Origin of the sequence: Nocardiopsis aegyptia (assembly GCF_013410755.1) — a bacterium.
Lineage (GTDB): Bacteria > Actinomycetota > Actinomycetes > Streptosporangiales > Streptosporangiaceae > Nocardiopsis > Nocardiopsis aegyptia.
In genome coordinates this window covers 2039346-2054390 of record NZ_JACCFS010000001.1, presented here as the reverse complement: position 1 = coordinate 2054390, position 15045 = coordinate 2039346, and the positions used below count along the sequence as shown (strand labels likewise).

Genomic DNA, 15045 nt, shown 5'->3' with positions numbered 1-15045 from the left:
ACTAGTGCACGCACAATCATTCTGTCGCCGTCCCAGGAGACTCCTCATGCCGCTCGCGCTCTACGCCCTCGCCATCGGGGGCTTCGGCATCGGCCTCACCGAGTTCGTCATCATGGGCCTGCTGCCCGAGGTGGGCGCCGACTTCGGCGTCAGCCCCACGGTCGCCGGGTACCTGATCTCCGGCTACGCGCTCAGCGTCGCCGTCGGCGGGGTGGGCCTGACGGCCCTGCTGCACCGGGTGGACCGCAAGCGCGCCCTCCTGCTGCTGATGCTGCTGTTCATCGCCGGAAACCTCGTCTCGGCGGTGGCCGCCGAGTACTGGGTCATGCTGGCCGGCCGGATCATCGCCGCCCTGTGCCACGGCGCCTTCTTCGGGATCGGCTCGGTCCTGGCCGCCGGACTCGTCCCGCCCCGGCGCGCGGCCGCAGCCGTCTCGATCATGTTCACGGGGCTGACCACCGCCACCGTCCTCGGTGTTCCGCTGGGCACGTTCCTCGGGCAGGCCGCGGGATGGCGCTCGACCTTCTGGGCGATTACCGCCATCGGGGTCGTGGCCTTCGTCGGCATCGTCACGCTGGTGCCCGCGGCGGGCGGCGCGGGCGATCGCGCCCCCGGCGGGCTGCGCCGGGAGTTCGGGGCCTTCGCCAGCGGGCAGGTCTGGCTGTCGTTGCTGGTCACCGTGCTCGGCTTCGGCGGCATGTTCGGCGGGTTCACCTACATCGCCTTCACTCTGACCGAGGTGAGCGGGTTCGCCTCGGCGACCGTGCCCTGGCTGCTGGTGCTGTTCGGGGCGGGGATGTTCGCGGGCAACCTGCTCGGCGGCCGCTTCGCCGACCGCGACCGCGTCCGCACCCTGCTCGTGGTCTTCGCGGCACTGGCGCTGGTGCTGGCGGCGTTCGCGCTGCTGGCGGAGCTGCGCTGGGCGGCGCTGGTGGCGCTGATGCTCATGGGCGCCCTCGGGTTCGCGGCGGTGCCCGGGCTGCAGATGCGCATCATGGCCTTCGCCGACCGGGCGCCGACGCTGGCCTCGGGCGCCAACATCGCCGCCTTCAATGTGGGCAACGCGTTCGGGGCGTGGGTGGGCGGGCTCGGTCTGGCCGCCGGCCTCGGCTACACCTCGCCGCTGTGGTCGGGGGCCCTGGTCACGCTGGTCGGTCTGCTGGTCCTGGTGACCGCCACCCTCGTGCCCGGGGGCGAGTTCGCCCGCCGGTCGGAGAGCGGCCGGTCGCCGGTCGGCGCGGGGTGAGCGCCCGGTGCCGTGCGGCCGGTCACTCCGCGGTCGCGCGGCACCGGTGGGTATCAGTGATATCAGAAGTCCGTTGCCATTGATTCTTATCGGTGTTATCGTCATAGTGTTTCCACTGATTCGGGGTGCCGTCCGGCGCCCCGACGACCAAGGGATCACCATGCACAAGCGCACCCTGGGCACCACCGGTCCCACCGTGTCCGCCCTCGGGCTCGGCACGATGGGCATGTCCGCCCTCTACGGGCCCGCGGACGAGAACGAGAGCATCGCCACCGTCCACGCCGCACTCGACGCCGGAGTCACGCTGCTCGACACGGCCGACTTCTACGGCCAGGGCCACAACGAGCTCCTCATCCGCGAGGCCCTGCGGACCCGCCGCCGCGAGGACGCCGTGATCAGCGTCAAGTTCGGCGCGCGGACCGAGCCCTCCGGCGCCTTCCAGCACGCGGCGTACGACACCACGCCCTCGGCGGTCAGGGACCGCGTCGGCTACACGCTGCGCCGCCTGGGCACCGACCACATCGACATCTACCGTCCCGCCCGCCTCAACCCCGACGTGCCCATCGAGGACACCGTCGGCGCCATCGCCGAACTGGTCGAGGCCGGGTACGTCCGCCACATCGGCCTGTCCGAGGTCGGTGCCGAGACCCTGCGCCGAGCCGCGGCCGTACACCCCATCGCGGACCTGCAGATCGAGTACTCCCTGCTCTCGCGCGGGGTCGAGGACCGCATCCTGCCCGTCGCGCGCGAGCTGGGCACCGCCGTCACCGCCTACGGCGTCCTCTCCCGCGGCCTGCTCTCGGGACACTGGAGCCCGGAGCGGGCACTGCCCGCCGGGGACTTCCGGGGCATGAGCCCCCGCTTCCAGGGCGAGAACCTCACCGCCAACCTCCGCCTGGTCGAGGCGCTGCGGGCGGTCGCCGAGCCGCTGGGCGCCACCGTCGCCCAGGTCGCCGTCGCCTGGGTGCTCTCCCGGGGCGAGGACGTCGTGCCCCTGGTCGGCGCCCGCCGCCGCGACCGCCTGGCCGAGTCCCTGGGCGGCGCCGAGCTCGTCCTGTCGCCGGCCGACCTGGCCGCGATCGAGGAGGCGGTCCCGCCGGGCTCGGCGGTCGGGGAGCGCTACGCGGCCCCGCAGATGGCCATGCTCGACAGCGAGCGCTGACTCGCGCGAACCCGGTCGATCCGGCCCGAAACCCTTTGTGGCGCGGATGATCGCTCCTCCATAGTGGACATGCCCCGGGGCGCCGGCCGAAGGCGTCCCCGCACACGAAGGAGCACCATGTCCACGCTTCGGGTCACGGCCGAGCGCCTCACGGTCCACGCGCACTCCGACGCCGACGCGCTGGAGCTGGCGCAGGTGGGCCTGTACCGCGCGGTCGTGGCCAAGGGCGTCTACCGCACCGGCGACTGGGCCGTCTACATCCCCGAGAGCGCCGTGCTGCCCGAGGACCTCATCGAGGAGTTGGGACTCACCGGCCGGCTGAGCGGGGCCAAGCGCAACAGGGTGCGGGCGATCCGGCTGCGCGGCGAGCTCTCCCAGGGCCTGGTCTGCCGACCCGAGGCGCTGGCCGGCGTGGACCTGGCGGAGGCCCACGCGGCGGGGACCGACTTCGCCGGGGAGCTCGGCATCACCAAGTGGGTCCCGGAGATCCCCCTCCACATGAGCGGTGACGTCGTCCCGGCGGCGGACCTGCTGCCCTGGATCGACGTGGAGAACGTCAAGCGCTACCCGGACGTCTTCGAGCCCGGCGAGCCCGTCGTGGCGACGGAGAAGATCCACGGAACGGCGTGCCTGTTCACGTTCGTCGCCGAGACCGGGGAGGAGTTCACCTCGTCGAAGGGTTTCGCTGCGCGGCGCCAGGGCCTGGCCCGCGCGGAGGACAACCTCTACTGGAGGGCGGTGACCGCCCACGGCGTGCCCAAGGCCGCGCGCGAGATCGCCGAGCGGTACGGGGCCGCACGGGTGGGCGTGTTCGGTGAGGTGTTCGGCTCAGGCGTACAGGACCTGGGCTACGGGGAGAGCGGCCGGAGCGAGCGGCCCGGGTACGCGGTGTTCGACGTGGCCATGGAAGTGGCCGGACAGCGGGTGTGGGTCGACGCCGCGGACCTGCACGGACTCCTGGAGTCGGTGGGGCTGCCCGCGGTGCCCCGGGTGTTCGAGGGCGGCTACGACGCCGACGCGCTGCTGGCCGCCGCCGGCGGGACCGAGACCTGGAGCGGCCGGTCCGTGCACCTGCGCGAGGGGCTGGTGGTCCGGCCCGTCCGCGAGCGCCACTCCGACGTGCTCGGCGGCCGGGCCATCGTCAAGGTCGTCTCCGACGACTACCTCACGCGCAAGGGCGGCACGGAGTACGAGTGAGGGGCGCTTCATGCCGGGGCCTTCGTCGTCGCTACTGCCTGGCTCGCAGGCTCGCCGGCGGCAGAGACTCCTCCTGCAGGCACCGGCGCGCCCCTCACCCCTGTGCCTTCCTTGGGCCTCCGCTCGTTCCTCGCTTTGGCCCGGTGAGACCCCCTAGGGTTCCGTCGACCTTGTGGTCGCCCCGCCCTGCCGGGAGCCCGAGGGCCGGTCCCGGTGGCGGGGGAGGAGTCGCCACCGGGGCTTGTGGACGGACAGGACGGTCGCGGTCACCAGCAGGACCGCCTGTGCGGTGACCGCGGCGGTTTGGCCCCACTGGCGGGAGGCGGTGAGCCCGTCGGCGACCGCCAACTCCTCCGGGGCGAAGAGGGCGGCCCCGATGGCGATCACGCCGACCAGCGCGACGAGCTTCGCGAACACCCACACGTACCGCAACAGGCCCCAGCGGGTGCCCAGGGCCAGCACCAGGCCGGTCGCCAGGGCGGTCAGGCTCAACGGGATGCCGCCGGCGAAGACCAGGACCGACAGCAGGCGGTAGGCCGTACGGGCGAACTCGGTGTCCCCGTCCCGGGCGGCCACGGTGGTGAGGACGACCAGGACCCACACCTCGCCGAGCAGGCCGACGGAGCTGATCACGTGCACGGTCAGCACGGCCCTGCGCAGGCGGGCGGGCAGGGTCGGCCGTCCGGTGTCCCGGGGGCGGCGGGCGGTGTTCGTCGCGGTGCTCATGCCACCCACTGTCGCCCGCCGGGGCCCGCGCGGTCGTCGCCCCACGGACGACACCGCGCGTACGCACGCGGACGTAGCGGGAGTACGCCGGCCCTCTCAGAGCCCCCCGTGGCCGTGCCCGCGCCAGGCGCGCAGATCCGCCGAACCGACGCGCGCCCGGACCGGATCGTCCGGGTCCGCGATGTCCTCCCACGGCAGGTAGCGCTCGTGGCGGCGCATCCAGCGCAGCACGCGGTGCCACGGGGTGGGCGGTTCGAGCGTTCCGCCGTAGCCGAAGCGTCCGGCGACGGTGTGCCGGCCCACCACGAGCCCGACGACCTCGTACCGGCCCTCCCGCGTGCGGCGGACCACGACGTCCTGCACCGTGCCCAGGCCGCGGCCGTCCCGGTCGAGCGCGGTCCGGCCGATCAGGTCACTCACCAGCGTCGTCGCCACGGCGTGCTCCTGGAATCCGTCCGATGAGGTGGTCCCGCAGCCACTCCTCGACGAGCCCGACCTGCTCGGGCGCGGCCGTGGACAGGCGCGCGGAGGGCGAGAACGCCGTGACGTCCTCGACCGCGATCCGGGCGGGTTCGGGGACGGACGGCCGCAGCCGCCGCATCGCCGACCGCCAGATCCGGCCCGCGCGCCCGGAGATCCGGGGTCCCAGCGCGGCGGAGTCGGTGAGCAGTGCGCTCATCACGGGGGGACCCCCGCCCTCCTCCCAGGTCAGCTCGACGTCGTCGACCTTGCCCGCCGGGCGGCCGTCCCTGTCGAGGATCTGCCGGTCCAGGACCACGAAGCCGACGCGGAACGAGATCTCCTCCACGGTCACTGTCCTCCCTTCGTGAGGATGAGCAGGGGGATCGCGGCGAGCGCGAGGGCGAGCATGAACACCAGGTAGACCGAGGCCAGGACGTTGGTCGCGCGCCCGTTCACCCGGTCGCCCAGGTAGCCGCGGTCGTTGGCCACGACCAGGACGGGCAGGTAGGTCAGCGGCAGTGTGGCGGCGGACAGGATGACACTGACCTCGGTGACCTTGATGGGGTCCACCGTCGTGAGGATGAGGGCCGTGGCGGCCACGAAGCCCAGCAGGGTGACCGTGTGGAACCGCGCCGCCCGTACCGGCGGAGCCGCCTTGCCCCAGGGCCAGCCGAAGTACTGCGCGATGCTGTAGCCCGCGGCCAGGCCGACCTCCAGGCTGGCGCCGAACGTGGACGCGAAGAAGCCGACCACCGCCAGGATCAGGCCGACCTTGCCCAGGGCCACGGCCGCCGGCAGCGCGACCTGGTCGAGTCCGTGCACGCTCACGCCCGCGGGGTGGAGCAGGATCGCCGCGCACGCCATGATCGACAGGGCCAGGAACCCGCCGAAGGGGAAGCCGATGAGGATGTTGGTCCGCGCCTCCCTCAGGTCGTCGGTCGTCCATCCCTCCTCCGCGGCGCTGGAGGAGAAGAAGAGCACCGTGTACGGGGTCATGGCCGCCCCGAGCACCAGGACGGCGTAGAACCACCAGGTCGACCACTGCTCGGTCGGCGGCGGGGCGAAGGAGGTCGCGCTGTCCAGCAGCGCCTCCCAGTCCGGCCCCAGCCGCCACACGGCGACGGAGAAGACGAGGAGCGTCACGCCGAGCAGCCCGTAGGTGCGCTCCATCCGCTGGAAGGGCATCCGCCAGATGACGAGCCACGACAGGAACGCGGCGACCGGGACCCACAGCAGGTAGTGGAGGCTGCTCGCCAGCTCCAGGGCGAGGGCGATGCCGCCGATGTTGGCCGCCAGGGTGAGCAGGGTCGCCAGGTAGCACGCCAGCAGGTTCACCAGTCCGGCGCGGGCGCCCAGGCGCTCGCGGACGAGGTCGAAGGTCGACCGCCCGGTCACGACGGTGACGCGCGTCGACATCTCCGTGAACAGCATGACCCCGACGACACCGACCGGGACCGCCCAGGCCAGGGACATCCCGAACCGTGCGCCGGAGACGGAGTTGGCGACCAGGTCGCCCACGTCGAGGAAGCCGCCGATCGCGGCGAGGAAGCCCAGTGTGAAGGCCAGGAGCCGCTTCACGTCGTGCCCCCGCGCACCGAGCCGAGGCCGTCGGCCGCGGCCCTCAGGTCCCGTTCGGCGTCCCGGACGGCCGCGGTGTCGCCGCGCCGCACGGCGATGCGCAGGGCCGCGAGCCCCTCCACGGCGTCGGTGGCGAGGGGGACGAGCTGTGCGCGCAGCGGGTCGGAGGCGCGGCTCGGCGGGTGGCGCGAGGCGAACGACTCGGCGGTCGACCGTGCGCGTTCCTCGGCGTGCGTGGCCGTGACGTCGAGGTAGACCGCGGGTGCCCGCCCCGCCTCGGCCAGATCGGCCACGAACAGGCCGGTGCCCACGGCGGAGAGGAGGCCGACGGAGGTCTGGTGCGCGTCGTGTCGGTAGGCGGCTTCCGTCAGCGCGGGTGCGGTGCAGCCGGCGGAGGCGAGGAGGGCCGCGGTGACGGCCGCGGCGGTCCAGGTCCATCGGAGGCGTCGGGGGCGGACGGCCATGGCGATCCCTCCTCGGGCCCTCGGATCGGAACACCCCTCGGGTGCTCAAAGTGATTGCACTCTAACCGAGAGTCAGTTCCGATCGTTGGAACCGCGTCGGCGGTCCACCGTGCGGCGGGTCGCCGCCCTCACCCGTGACCGAATGTGGCCTGGATCACACTCCTGTGATGTCGTGTGCCTATGGTGAAGGCAGTGGACACCGCCTGGCCCCGGGCGGCGCGCCGCCCTGGACGGGGGATGGACGATGAACGAGCCGACGAACACCACCATCGCGCGAACCGACCTGCGGCAGCTGAGAAGGGTCTTCCGCGGACGCCTCCTGGGGCCCGGGGACCCCGGCTACGACGAGGGGCGCCGGGTCTGGAACGGGTCCATCGACCGCAGGCCCGGCCTGATCGCCTACTGCACGGACAACGCCGACGTCATCGAGGCCCTGCGGTTCGCCACCGGGCGGGGAGCGGAAGTCGCCGTCCGCAGCGGCGGCCACAGCTTCCCCGGCCAGTCGCTGAGCGAGGGCGGCGTCGTGATCGACCTGTCCGGGATGAAGCGGCTGCGGGTGGACCCCGACACCCGGACCGCCCGAGTCCAGGCGGGGGTGCTCCTGGGCGAACTCGACACCGCCACCCAGGTCTTCGGGCTCGCGGTGCCCGCCGGCATCGTCACCCACACCGGCCTGGCCGGGCTGACCCTGGGCGGGGGCATCGGCTGGCTCATGCGCAAGTACGGGCTCACCATCGACCAGCTCACCGCGGTGGAGATGGTGACCGCGGGCGGGGAGGTCGTGCGCGCCGACGCCTCGGAGAACTCCGAGCTGTTCTGGGCCGTGCGCGGCGGCGGAGGCAACTTCGGCATCGTCACCGAGTTCGAGTTCCGGCTCAACCCGGTCGGTCCCATGGTCCTCGCCGGACCGATCGTGTGGCGGATGGCCGACTCCGCCCGCCTGCTGCGCTTCTACCGCGACTGGATCAGCGCGTCGCCCGACGACCTCACCACGGCGGTCGTGCACCGCCGCGCTCCGGCGGTGGACTTCGTTCCGGCCGAGCTGCACGGCGCTCCCGTGGTGATGGTCGTCGCCTGCTGGGCGGGGGCGATCGACGAGGGCGAGCGCTTCCTCGCCCCGCTGCGCCGGTTCGGCCGACCCGTGCTGGACCTGTGCGCGCCCCAGCCCTTCACCCGGTTCCAGGCCATGTTCGACCCCTCCTTCCCGCACGGCCGCTGGTACTACTTCAAGTCCAGGGACGTCGACGTGCTCACCGACGAGGTGATCGACCTGACCGCGGACCACGCGACCCGCTTCACCTCCGCGCTGACCGCCTTCCCGATCTTCCAGCGCGGCGGTGCGCTGGCCCGCGTCGGCGAGGACGACACCGCGTTCTCCGGGCGCTTGTCCGGCCACACCTTCAACATCAACGCGACCTGCGCGACCGAGGAGGGCTTCGCGCAGGAGCGCGCCTGGGCCCGCGGCTTCTGGTCCGACCTCGCGCCCCACGAGTCCGGCGCCTACGTCAACTTCCTCATGGAGGAGGGGGCCGAGAGAGTCCGCGCCGCCTACGGGCCGGCCAAGTACGACCGGCTCGCCGCGATCAAGCGCTCGGTCGACCCCGACAACGTGTTCCACCTCAACCAGAACATCCCGCCCGCGCCGGCCGGATGAGGACCGAGGGGGCCGCCGCAGCGGCCCCCGGGCCACACGTTCGCCGATCACTCGTCCCCGGTCACACGTTCCCCGGACCCGCCGCTCCACGGATCCGGGTCACGGCTCCGTCCGCCCAGGTCACGACGGTGCCCTCGGGGCCGATCGCGACCCGTGGCCGCGCCCGGGGGTCGTCGTCGGGCTCCCCGGAGAGCCGGACCAGGCACGCCACCACGGCACCGGGCGCGGCCGACACCGTCGCCCAGGCCACGGACGTGGCGGCGCCCAGCGGCGCGACCCCGCCCCACTCCTCGACGCCCGTCCGCTCCGGACCCTCGACGCCGTCGGCCGCCAGGACCCGCAGTGTCGAGACCAGGGACCCGTCGGCGACCACGGGCCAGCCGCCGACGCGCAGCGTCCACCCGCCCTCCGGCGACGGCTCGGGCCCCACGCGTACGACGCGCACCTCGTCCGCGCCGCGTACGGCCGACCACACGTCGAGCAGGGGCCCCGGCCGGGTGGCGCCGCGCCGTCCCGAGCCGTGGTCGGGGGCCGCGTCCTCCTCGACCGCGACCCAGTGCGCCCGCCACCGGGAGTGCCCGACCGCGGCGACGCCGTCGTCGTGCACGCCCAGCGCGCGAAACCCGGTGCGGTGCGTCGCCGTGCCCTCGGCGTCCAGGGCCACGACGCTGTTGTCCAGGGGCGAGTCGACCGTCGGCCCCACCAGCGGCGGCGCGGTGGCGGTCGAGTACCCCAGGCGCGCGTACAGGGGCGAGTCCCCGGTCGGCCGCCCCTCCGTGCCGTGGTCGGTGCCGTGGTTCACCACGCGGACCACGCCGTCGGCCGCCGTCCCGCTGACGATCCAGCCGGGCGCCCGCACCACCGCGCGGACATCGCCCTCCTCGACCGGCAGGGGCCGCTCGCGCTCGGTCCACACCGAATGGTCCTCGGGCAGCAGCAGCCCGAAGAACCCCTTGGCCGCCCAGTAGGGCGAGCCGGCGCCGGAGTAGGACTGGCGCATGCCCGGCCACGGCCCGTGCCAGCCCAGCGTCAGCAGGCCGTCGGCGTCCGGGACGCCGTGGTCGGTGAAGTGCCGCAGCACGCCCGAGGCGCCTCGGCGCAGCAGGCCGGGGGACAGGTCGGTGGCGCCGGACCAGGCCCCGACCCACAGGGGCGCCGCGGCGGCCATCCGGTACGTCAGGCTGCGCCCCTGGAAGAGCGGGCCGCCGTCGGCGCCGATCAGCCTGACGTGGTCCTCCAGGTAGCGCCGCAGGTCCGCGCGCCACCGCTCGCGCAGGCCGGCGGCGGGCGGCTCGGCGGCGAGCGCGGACCACACCAGCGGGTAGAAGTGCAGCGCCCACCCGCAGTAGTGGTCGTAGGCGCGCTCGGGGCCGTCGGAGAGCCAGCCGTCCTCGCGCCGCAGGCCCGCGTGGACGGCCAGCCCGCGCTCGATGTCGGCGGCGTCCCACGGGCCGCCGACCGACCGCAGGAACTCCTCGACGACGATCTGGAACCACACCCAGTTGATCGGCGGATAGGTCCCTCCGACCACCGTGGACAGCCAGGAGGTCACCCGCGCCTGTTCGGCGGGGGAGAGCCGGTCCCAGAGCCAGGGGCGGGTGAGCATGAGGCCGAGCGCCACCGAGCCGGCCTCGACCTTGGCCTGGTCGAGCTCGTCGGGTCGCGGCCAGCGCTCGGGCCCCTCGGGGTCGGTGCCGGCCAGCAGCCCGGCGCGGTACCGGTCCAGGAAGCCGTGCGGATCGTCGCCGTCCTGGCCGGCGACGAGGAACGCCGCGAGCAGGAACGTGCGGGCGAAGCCCTCCAGGCCGTCGCTGTCGCGCCCGTAGGCGCTGGTGGGTCCGGGCAGGTCGACGCGGGCCAGGCCGGGGGACAGGTAGGGGCGCACCGACAGCAGCAGGTGCTCGGCCACGGCCGTCCAGTGCCGCCGCGTCCAGCCGGTGTAGGGGGACAGCTCCCGGTCCTCGGGGGGAAGCCGCAGTTCGTGGGTGTTCAAGCCATCACCCCGAACGCGCTGCGGGTGACCTCGTCCAGCGGCGGCCGGCCGGACCGGTACCGGTCGAGCTCCTCCAGCGCGGCCAGTGACATCCGCTCGGTCTCCGACCCCAGCGAACCGGCGACGTGCGGGGTGATGACGACGTTCTCGCAGTCGTAGAGGTCGCTGGTGTCGGGCAGGGGCTCGGGCTCGGTCACGTCGAGGATCGCGTACAGGCGCCCCGACCGGCACTCGCGGGCCAGGGCGCCGGTGTCCACGAGCCCGCCCCGCGCCGTGTTGAGCAGCGTCGCGCCGTCCGGCAGCAGCGCCAGCGCGGCGGCGTCGACCATGTTGCGCGTGGAGGGCAGCATCGGCGCGTGCAGGCTCAGGACGTCGCACCGGGGGAAGGCCTCCGCGGCCGTCGTCAGCCGCGCGCCCTGGGCGGCGACGGCGTCGGCGTCGGCGTGCGGGTCGACCACCAGGACCTCGATGTCGAACGGCCGCAGCAACCGTCCGAGCAGCCGGCCGGTCCGCGACCACCCGACCAGGCACACCGTCCGCCCCCGGTTGGAGAGCTCTCCGTGGGCGGCGGCGTAGGACCAGTCGGACCGATACGAGCGGGCCTGGCGCGCCAGGAACGGAACGCGCTTTCCGGCCGCCAGGATCATGGCGAGGGCGTACTCCGCCACGGGAACCGCGTTGGCCGCGGCCGCGGTGGTCACCAGGATGCCCCGATCGAAGGTCTCCAGGGACACGTGTCCGCGGACGCTCCCGGCCGCGTGGATGATCGCCCGCAGGCGCGGGGCGGAGTCCAGGACCCGTCCGGTGACGGGCGGACAGCCCCAGGACGTCAGCAGGACCTCGCAGTCGGCGAGTCCGGCACGGGCCTCTCCGCTGTCCAGGGTCCGCACCCGTACAGGGTCTCCGACCTGCGCCGACTCCGTGAGTCGGGTGAGGATCGGCGCTGGGAACTGCAAGCCGAAGGCCCGGTCGTCCATGCACAGCAGCGTCCTCGGCCGCCGCTTCGTCCTCGCTTCGGGCGCGTCGCCGCGCCGCTCGTCCGCGTCCTCGCCGATGCCCATCGCACCGCCTCCGCTCGCCTGGACCACGCCGTTCCGCACGGGGCCTCCCTGCTTCTTCCTGACGATTTCGCGCCCCGGTCTTGACCGTGGCCTGGGTCACATCTACGTTGGAAAGCGCATTCCGTGTGATCGAGGCTACACCAGGGCGAGGGAGGACCACAGCCCCATGCGAAAGAGGAGCGGATGAGCACAGCCCCACCGGCGGCCCCACCGCGCCGGACCCGGCGCCGGCGCCGCGACTGGACCGGCCTGGTCTTCGTCACCCCCTTCCTGGCCGTCTTCACCATCGGCATCGTCGCGCCGCTGGTGTACGCGAGCGGACTGAGCCTGTTCCGGGACCAGCTCATCGGAGGCCGGTCCTTCGTCGGTCTGGGCAACTACGCCGACGCCCTCACCGACGCCAGGTTCCTGGAAGGGCTTTCCCGGGTCGCCCTTTTCCTGGGCGTCCAGGTCCCGATCATGATCGGCCTCGCCCTCCTGGCCGCGCTGATCCTGGACTCCGGCCGGGTGCGCGCTATGCGGTTCATGCGCATCGGCATCTTCATGCCCTACGCCGTCCCCTCCGTCGTCGCCGCACTGATGTGGGGATTCATGTACGGCGACCAGTTCGGGCTCGTCGCCCAGCTCAACGAGGCGACCGGGCTCGCGCTGCCGAGCCCGCTGTCCTCCACCTGGGTTCTCGCCGCCATCGGCAACGTCGTGACCTGGGAGTTCGTCGGTTACAACATGCTGATCCTCTACGCGGCGCTGCGGGCCGTGCCCGAAGAGCTCTACGAGGCCGCCGCCATCGACGGAGCGGGCGAGGTCCGCGTCGCCCTGAGCATCAAGATCCCCGCCCTGCGCCCCGCACTGTGGGTGGCGACGCTGTTCTCGATCATCGGCAGCTTCCAGCTGTTCAACGAGCCCAACGTGCTCCAGTCCCTGGCGCCCGCGGCCATCAGCACCTACTTCACACCGAACATGTACGCCTACCAGCTGGCCTTCAACGCCAACCAGGTGACCTACTCCGCCGCCGTGGCCGTCCTGCTCGGCGGGATCACCGTGGTCGTGGCCTACGTCGCCCAGCGGCTCACCGAACGGGGGAACAGGCGATGAGGTCGATGAGCGCGACCACCGAACCCCGGCGGACCCCGGCCGCCGACACCGCGCCCCCGCGCGGCGGCGACCGCCCACCCGCACCCGCCCGCACCCGACGGCGCCGGAGCCGGCGCCGGACCAGCGTCCTGCTCCAGGCGGCGATGGCGCTGATGGTCCTCTACACGCTGCTGCCGCTGTACTGGCTCGCGGTCAACTCGACCAAGACCAACGGCGAGCTGTTCACGTCCAACGGCCTCTGGTTCGGCTCAGAGTTCGCGCTGTGGGACAACATCGTCACCACGGTCACCTACCAGGACGGGATCTACCTGACCTGGCTGTTCAACACGGCCCTGTACTCGATCACCGGCGCCGTGGGGGCCACCCTCATCTGCGCCCTGGGCGGCTACGCCCTGGCCAAGTTCGACTTCCCGGGCAAGCGGGCGGTCCGGGCCGTCGTCTTCGGCGCGATCACCATCCCCGCCACCGCCCTGGCCATCCCCACGTTCCTGCTCTTCGCCGAACTCGGGATCACCGACACCCGGATGGCGATCATCATCCCCGCCCTGGTCAGCCCGTTCGGCCTCTACCTCATGACCGTCTACGCCGCCGACTCCGTCCCGGACTCGCTGCTGGAGGCGGCCAGGATCGACGGCGCGGGCCCCTGGACCACGTTCTGGCGGGTCGCGTTCCGGCTGCTCGCCCCCGGCGTGGCCACTGTCCTGCTCTTCAACCTCGTCCACACCTGGAACAACTACTTCCTCCCGCTGATCATGCTCAGCGACCCGACGCTCTACCCCCTCACCGTCGGGCTGAACCAGCTCAACAGCCAGGTGACCACGGGGGCCAACCTCGAACCCGTCTACAACGTGGTCCTGACCGGCTCCCTCCTGGCGATCGTGCCGCTGATCGTCTGCTTCCTCTTCCTTCAGCGCTACTGGCAGTCGGGTCTGGCCGCCGGAAGCGTCAAGCAGTGAGTCCACAGAGTTCCACCACGACAAGGGATGCACCATGCGCACACCCCCCAAGGGCCTGACAGTCCCCGCAGCGGCCTGCTGCGCCGTCCTCCTCGCCACCGCCTGTGGCGGAGGCGGCGCGCAGGACGGCGAGACCGGGTCCACCGACCGCTCCGCCGACATCGAGGCCGCTCTGGAGGAGGGCGGCGAACTGACCCTGTGGACCTGGAGCACGAAGTTCGACGACGCGGTCGCCGCCTTCGAGGAGGAGCACCCGCAGGTCAGCGTGGAAGTCGTCAACGCCGGGCAGTCCGCCGACCAGTACACCGCGCTGCAGAACGCGATCAGCGCCGGCGAGAACGTCCCCGACCTCGCCATGGTCGAGTACTTCGCCCTGCCCCAGCTCGCGCTCTCCGAACAGTTGGAACCCGTCGGCGACTGGGGCCTGGACTCGCTGGAGCCGGAGTTCACCGCTTCCTCGTGGGAGCAGATGTCCTACGGCGAGGGCACCTACGGCCTGCCCAACAACACCGGGCCGCTGGTGATGATCTACAACGAGCAGGTGTTCGAGGACGCCGGCGCGGAGGTCCCCGCGACCTGGGACGAGTTCGCCGAGGCCGCGGAACTCATCCAGGAGGACAGCGGCGCCCACATCGCCTCGATCGACCCCGGCGACGCCGGCGGCGTGGACAGCCTCATCTGGCAGGGCGGCGGACGCCCGTTCCAGTTCGAGGGGGAGTCCGGCACGGTCGACTTCACCGACGAGGGGACCCAGCGCGTCACCGCCTACTGGAGCGACCTGGTCGAGCGCGACCTCGCCGCCTCCCAGCCCGGATGGACCGACGAGTGGTGGCGGGCGCTGGGTGACGGCTCCCTGGCCACCTGGGTCACCGGGGCCTGGGCGCTCGGCAACATCTCCAACACCCTGACCGACAACGCCGGCGACTTCCGGGTCGCGCCCGCGCCCGTCTGGGACGAGGCGGCCCCGGAGAACGCGGAGAACGGCGGATCGGGCTTCTCCGTGGTGCGGGGCTCGGACGACACCGCCCTGGCCATGGGCTTCCTGGAGTGGTTCTCCACCAACGAGGCCTCACTGGACGCCCAGGTCGCGGCCGGATCCTTCCCCGCGCAGACGTCCGTCCTGGAGGACCCCGACTACCTCGCCGCCGAGTACGACTACTTCGGCGGCCAGCAGGCCAACGAGGTCCTCGTGGCCGCCTCCGAGGGGGTCGCCGACGGCTGGCAGTACCTTCCATACCAGGTGTACGCGAACTCCGTCTTCGGCGACAGCGTCGGACCGGAGATCGAGGAGGCCGGATCCATCCAGGACGGCGTGGAGGCCTGGGGCGAGGAACTGCGCTCGTACGGTAACGAGCAGGGATTCCAGGTCGACTGAGACGGCGGTCCACGCGGGCGGTGGGGCACGGCCCCGCCGCCCGCGGCGCGGGACACCCGGAGCGAAAGGGGAAGCA

14 protein-coding genes are annotated in these 15045 nt (G+C 72.8%); 7 read left to right on the top strand and 7 right to left on the bottom strand.

Translation table 11 applies throughout. The features are described from left to right. Positions 1 to 46 precede the first annotated feature (46 nt). From HNR10_RS09220 to HNR10_RS09210, 3 genes are all read left to right on the top strand, one after another. Complete coding sequence (locus HNR10_RS09220; RefSeq protein ID WP_179822427.1) at positions 47 to 1246, top strand: MFS transporter; 1200 nt, start codon at positions 47 to 49, stop codon at positions 1244 to 1246. A gap of 160 nt (positions 1247 to 1406) precedes the next feature. Next, positions 1407 to 2408, top strand: a complete 1002-nt coding sequence (locus HNR10_RS09215) for an aldo/keto reductase (RefSeq protein ID WP_179822426.1) — start codon at positions 1407 to 1409, stop codon at positions 2406 to 2408. Positions 2409 to 2525: 117 nt separating this feature from the next. Then, positions 2526 to 3605 (top strand): RNA ligase (ATP), encoded by a 1080-nt coding sequence (locus HNR10_RS09210; protein ID WP_179822424.1) that lies wholly within the window; start codon positions 2526 to 2528, stop codon positions 3603 to 3605. A gap of 153 nt (positions 3606 to 3758) precedes the next feature. Here the strand turns inward: HNR10_RS09210 and HNR10_RS09205 are convergent, their stop codons facing one another. The 5 genes from HNR10_RS09205 to HNR10_RS09185 form a co-directional block, all read right to left on the bottom strand. Beyond that, a complete protein-coding gene (locus tag HNR10_RS09205) occupies positions 3759 to 4331 on the bottom strand; it encodes a hypothetical protein (RefSeq protein ID WP_179822422.1) in 573 nt (190 codons plus the stop codon). A gap of 96 nt (positions 4332 to 4427) precedes the next feature. Then, entirely contained in the window at positions 4428 to 4766 is a 339-nt protein-coding gene (locus HNR10_RS09200; RefSeq protein WP_179822421.1) for a PRC-barrel domain-containing protein, read from the bottom strand. Beyond that, positions 4744 to 5139 carry a hypothetical protein gene (locus tag HNR10_RS09195; RefSeq protein ID WP_312889183.1) on the bottom strand — a complete coding sequence of 132 codons (396 nt, stop codon included), beginning with the start codon at positions 5137 to 5139 and terminating at the stop codon, positions 4744 to 4746. The genes HNR10_RS09200 and HNR10_RS09195 overlap by 23 nt, the downstream gene beginning before the upstream one ends. Before the next feature lie 2 nt (positions 5140 to 5141). Further along, positions 5142 to 6371: an NRAMP family divalent metal transporter gene (locus HNR10_RS09190; protein WP_179822417.1), complete on the bottom strand. Its 1230-nt coding sequence runs from the start codon at positions 6369 to 6371 to the stop codon at positions 5142 to 5144. Then, complete coding sequence (locus HNR10_RS09185) at positions 6368 to 6835, bottom strand: hypothetical protein (protein WP_179822411.1); 468 nt, start codon at positions 6833 to 6835, stop codon at positions 6368 to 6370. The genes HNR10_RS09190 and HNR10_RS09185 overlap by 4 nt, the downstream gene beginning before the upstream one ends. Positions 6836 to 7079: 244 nt before the next feature. Between HNR10_RS09185 and HNR10_RS09180 the strand changes: the two genes are divergently transcribed. After that, complete coding sequence (locus HNR10_RS09180) at positions 7080 to 8489, top strand: FAD-binding oxidoreductase (RefSeq protein WP_179822409.1); 1410 nt, start codon at positions 7080 to 7082, stop codon at positions 8487 to 8489. A gap of 61 nt (positions 8490 to 8550) precedes the next feature. On the opposite strand, the gene HNR10_RS09175 is transcribed toward HNR10_RS09180, so the two are convergent. Together HNR10_RS09175 and HNR10_RS09170 are read right to left on the bottom strand one after the other, a co-directional pair. After that, positions 8551 to 10482, bottom strand: coding sequence for a DUF2264 domain-containing protein (locus HNR10_RS09175; protein WP_218897673.1), 1932 nt, complete (start codon positions 10480 to 10482; stop codon positions 8551 to 8553). After that, positions 10479 to 11582, bottom strand: coding sequence for a hydroxyacid dehydrogenase (locus HNR10_RS09170; protein WP_312889182.1), 1104 nt, complete (start codon positions 11580 to 11582; stop codon positions 10479 to 10481). Before HNR10_RS09170 ends, HNR10_RS09175 begins: the two co-directional genes overlap by 4 nt. 144 nt (positions 11583 to 11726) lie before the next feature. Here HNR10_RS09170 and HNR10_RS09165 point away from each other — a divergent pair, with 144 nt between their 5' ends. From HNR10_RS09165 to HNR10_RS09155, 3 genes are read left to right on the top strand one after another with little or no spacing between them, the layout of a single operon-like run. Then, positions 11727 to 12638: a carbohydrate ABC transporter permease gene (locus HNR10_RS09165; protein ID WP_179822408.1), complete on the top strand. Its 912-nt coding sequence runs from the start codon at positions 11727 to 11729 to the stop codon at positions 12636 to 12638. 5 nt (positions 12639 to 12643) lie between these two features. After that, entirely contained in the window at positions 12644 to 13594 is a 951-nt protein-coding gene (locus tag HNR10_RS09160) for a carbohydrate ABC transporter permease (protein WP_179822406.1), read from the top strand. A 34-nt stretch (positions 13595 to 13628) separates the two neighbouring features. Beyond that, the gene (locus HNR10_RS09155) at positions 13629 to 14969 is read left to right on the top strand and encodes an ABC transporter substrate-binding protein (protein WP_179822404.1); all 1341 of its coding nucleotides are present in this window, start codon (positions 13629 to 13631) and stop codon (positions 14967 to 14969) included. The last annotated feature ends 76 nt before the right edge of the window (positions 14970 to 15045 follow it).

Excerpts from the sequence above, each read along its gene's own strand:
- HNR10_RS09220 (WP_179822427.1), top strand. The coding sequence starts at position 47 with ATGCCGCTCGCGCTCTACGCCCTCGCCATCGGGGGCTTCGGCATCGGC.
- HNR10_RS09215 (WP_179822426.1), top strand. The coding sequence starts at position 1,407 with ATGCACAAGCGCACCCTGGGCACCACCGGTCCCACCGTGTCCGCCCTC.
- HNR10_RS09210 (WP_179822424.1), top strand. The coding sequence starts at position 2,526 with ATGTCCACGCTTCGGGTCACGGCCGAGCGCCTCACGGTCCACGCGCAC.
- HNR10_RS09205 (WP_179822422.1), bottom strand. The coding sequence starts at position 4,331 with ATGAGCACCGCGACGAACACCGCCCGCCGCCCCCGGGACACCGGACGG.
- HNR10_RS09185 (WP_179822411.1), bottom strand. The coding sequence starts at position 6,835 with ATGGCCGTCCGCCCCCGACGCCTCCGATGGACCTGGACCGCCGCGGCC.
- HNR10_RS09180 (WP_179822409.1), top strand. The coding sequence starts at position 7,080 with ATGAACGAGCCGACGAACACCACCATCGCGCGAACCGACCTGCGGCAG.
- HNR10_RS09165 (WP_179822408.1), top strand. The coding sequence starts at position 11,727 with ATGAGCACAGCCCCACCGGCGGCCCCACCGCGCCGGACCCGGCGCCGG.
- HNR10_RS09160 (WP_179822406.1), top strand. The coding sequence starts at position 12,644 with ATGAGCGCGACCACCGAACCCCGGCGGACCCCGGCCGCCGACACCGCG.
- HNR10_RS09155 (WP_179822404.1), top strand. The coding sequence starts at position 13,629 with ATGCGCACACCCCCCAAGGGCCTGACAGTCCCCGCAGCGGCCTGCTGC.